The organism is Hydrocoleum sp. CS-953 (assembly GCF_002260545.1).
Taxonomy (GTDB): Bacteria; Cyanobacteriota; Cyanobacteriia; order Cyanobacteriales; family Microcoleaceae; genus Trichodesmium.
Genome location: NZ_LGSU01000204.1, coordinates 1 through 2,434, shown reverse-complemented (window position 1 = coordinate 2,434; position 2,434 = coordinate 1). Strand labels below are relative to the sequence as shown.

At 37.2% G+C, this 2,434-nt stretch carries 1 protein-coding gene and 1 pseudogene; both read left to right on the top strand.

Features of this window, described 5'->3' with window-relative positions:
* Positions 1 to 234: 234 nt before the first annotated feature.
* Positions 235 to 1,276: pseudogene (locus AFK68_RS44060) on the top strand (peptidylprolyl isomerase); the annotation flags it as partial.
* Positions 1,277 to 1,294: 18 nt separating this feature from the next.
* Complete coding sequence (locus tag AFK68_RS44055; protein WP_371357197.1) at positions 1,295 to 2,089, top strand: calcium-binding protein; 795 nt, start codon at positions 1,295 to 1,297, stop codon at positions 2,087 to 2,089.
* The last annotated feature ends 345 nt before the right edge of the window (positions 2,090 to 2,434 follow it).

Sequence of the window (2,434 nt, the reverse complement as noted above, 5' to 3'; positions counted from 1 at the left end):
AAAAAAAAGTGGTAATACATTAATAAGATTGAAATCCTTTGCCAGGGATAGTTTTGAGTTGAGCTAATAGCTCAATGCTTAAAGCTTCAAGCTATAAATAATTATAAAAAGAGGGTAAAATTCCATTTTTAAAGAGTTTTGTCCTTAATTTAATTAGGATTTTATCGGCAGTTAAATTAGGAATCGAATATAATAAAGTTAAAAATTACGCACAATTAAGGACTTAATCAACTAATGGACGAGACACAAGAGTTTTTAGAACAACTGGGCTTACCTGACCTGAGAGACCAAGAAGAAGGGGAGCCTGTGGTAGTGGAAATGGTAGTAGAGAAGGTATCACAAGCTGAAGATACTGAGACTCAAGAAGAAGATTCTGAGACTCAAGCTGAAGATACTGAGACTCAAGAAGAAGATTCTGAGGCTCAAGCTGAAGATACTGAGACTCAAGAGGAAGATTCTGAGACTCAAGAGGAAACTGGTGAAAAAGAAAAAATTACCATTCAACTTAATTCCTCAAGCGCTCCAGTAACAGCAGCAAACTTTGCTGACTTGGTAGAGCAAAATGTCTATGATTCTCTGGCATTCCACCGATTTGTAGAAGGGTTTGTTGTTCAAGGTGGAGACCCCCTAGGTCGAGACCCTGATTTTCCTATTGACGATTTAGGTACGGGGGGTTATATTGACCCAGAAACAGGTGAGGAAAGAGAAATACCTCTGGAAATTGAAGTTGCAGAGACAGGAGAAATTGTCTATAACGAGATAGTTGATGAACCTGTGGCTTTATCCCATGAAGCAGGGGTAATAGCTATGGCTCGTACTTCCGTATTAGATACAGCTTCTTCACAGTTTTATTTCGCCTTAGAAGATATCAGCAACCAATTAGACGGTGCTTATTCAGTATTTGGTGAAGTAACTGAGAATTTTGATTTTGTACAAGATATTCGAGAAGGCGATCGCATTCTCATAGCTAGGGTAGTAGAGGGAAATATTCCTAGTAGGGTATCAGAGATTGTTACTGATTCTGATTTGCTGAATGAATATGCTAACCAGGATGGCGCAAATAAGGTAAACTATCTTGTTTCAATGGATGACGACTCTGAGAATAATACTGAGGATAGCACTCCAGAAATTGAGGAAACTATAGATACAGAGTTAGTCGCTAGTCAAGTGACACAAACTATTGATGAAGAAGTTAGTGATGAAGGAGATGAAGACTCAGAAACGGATGAAGAAACGGATGAAGAAACAAGCGATGAAGAAACAGATGAAAATGATGNTAAACTATCTTGTTTCAATGGATGACGACTCTGAGAATAATACTGAGGATAGCACTCCAGAAATTGAGGAAACTATAGATACAGAGTTAGTCGCTAGTCAAGTGACACAAACTATTGATGAAGAAGTTAGTGATGAAGGAGATGAAGACTCAGAAACGGATGAAGAAACGGATGAAGAAACAAGCGATGAAGAAACAGATGAAAATGATGATGAGGGTGATGAAGTAGCTAGTAGTAGTGCTGAAGATGATGGAAATGAACCCACCGATAGTGACGATATACTTGAAATAAGTCAAGTTGATGATTCCTCAGTAATGATGGGTTTAGAAGGTGATGATGAGATATTAGGTAGTGATGGTAATGACGTCATCAGTGGAAATCAAGGTAATGATACCCTTTCTGGTTTAGAGGGTAATGACTGGTTACGAGGTGGAAAAGGAGATGATGAATTAATAGGTGGAGTCGGAGATGATTATCTAATTGGCGATTATGGTGCTGATATTCTGACAGGTGGTGCAGATGCAGATAGTTTTATTCTGCGAACTGAGATTGTTGAAATGGATGAAGTAGAAGAAATAGACCAAGCTAACAGAATTACTGATTTTACTGTCACAGATAGCGATCGAATTATTATAATTGCTGAGTTTACTCCTTCTGAAGGTTTAGACTATGAATTAATTGATGGAGATGCTGTAATTAGACTGCTTGATAGTGGCTTTATATTAGGTGTAGTTGAAGAAACTTCTATAGAAGATGTTCAAAATAACATTTTTGCAGTAAGTTCTGATGACTATGCTCTACGTTTTGGTTAATTAATGGTAAGAGTTAAAGCTTTACTTAGTTCGCTAGACAATTTCGACATATTATGATTATGTTTGAAGTTGTACTAGCGAATTTTGAGTTTTATAGCACTACGCATTTAGGGCGGGGACGTTGAGAAATCCTTTCATTAATGGATAATGGATAATGGATAATGGATAATTACCTCAAGGAAAACCGTAACGGAATTGAATATAAGGAAATTCAAGAGCACTTTTCTCTCTTGAAATAGAGGCTTTATACCTTGATTTTTCGGTAAACTCAGTCAGAGATTACTTTTAACTTTTAACTTTTGTACGGGTGATTCGCGTAATTAGGAGCATTCCGTAGGAAATCAC

Coding starts and splice junctions, on each gene's coding strand:
- AFK68_RS44055 (WP_371357197.1), top strand. CDS start 1,295: ATGGATGACGACTCTGAGAATAATACTGAGGATAGCACTCCAGAAATT.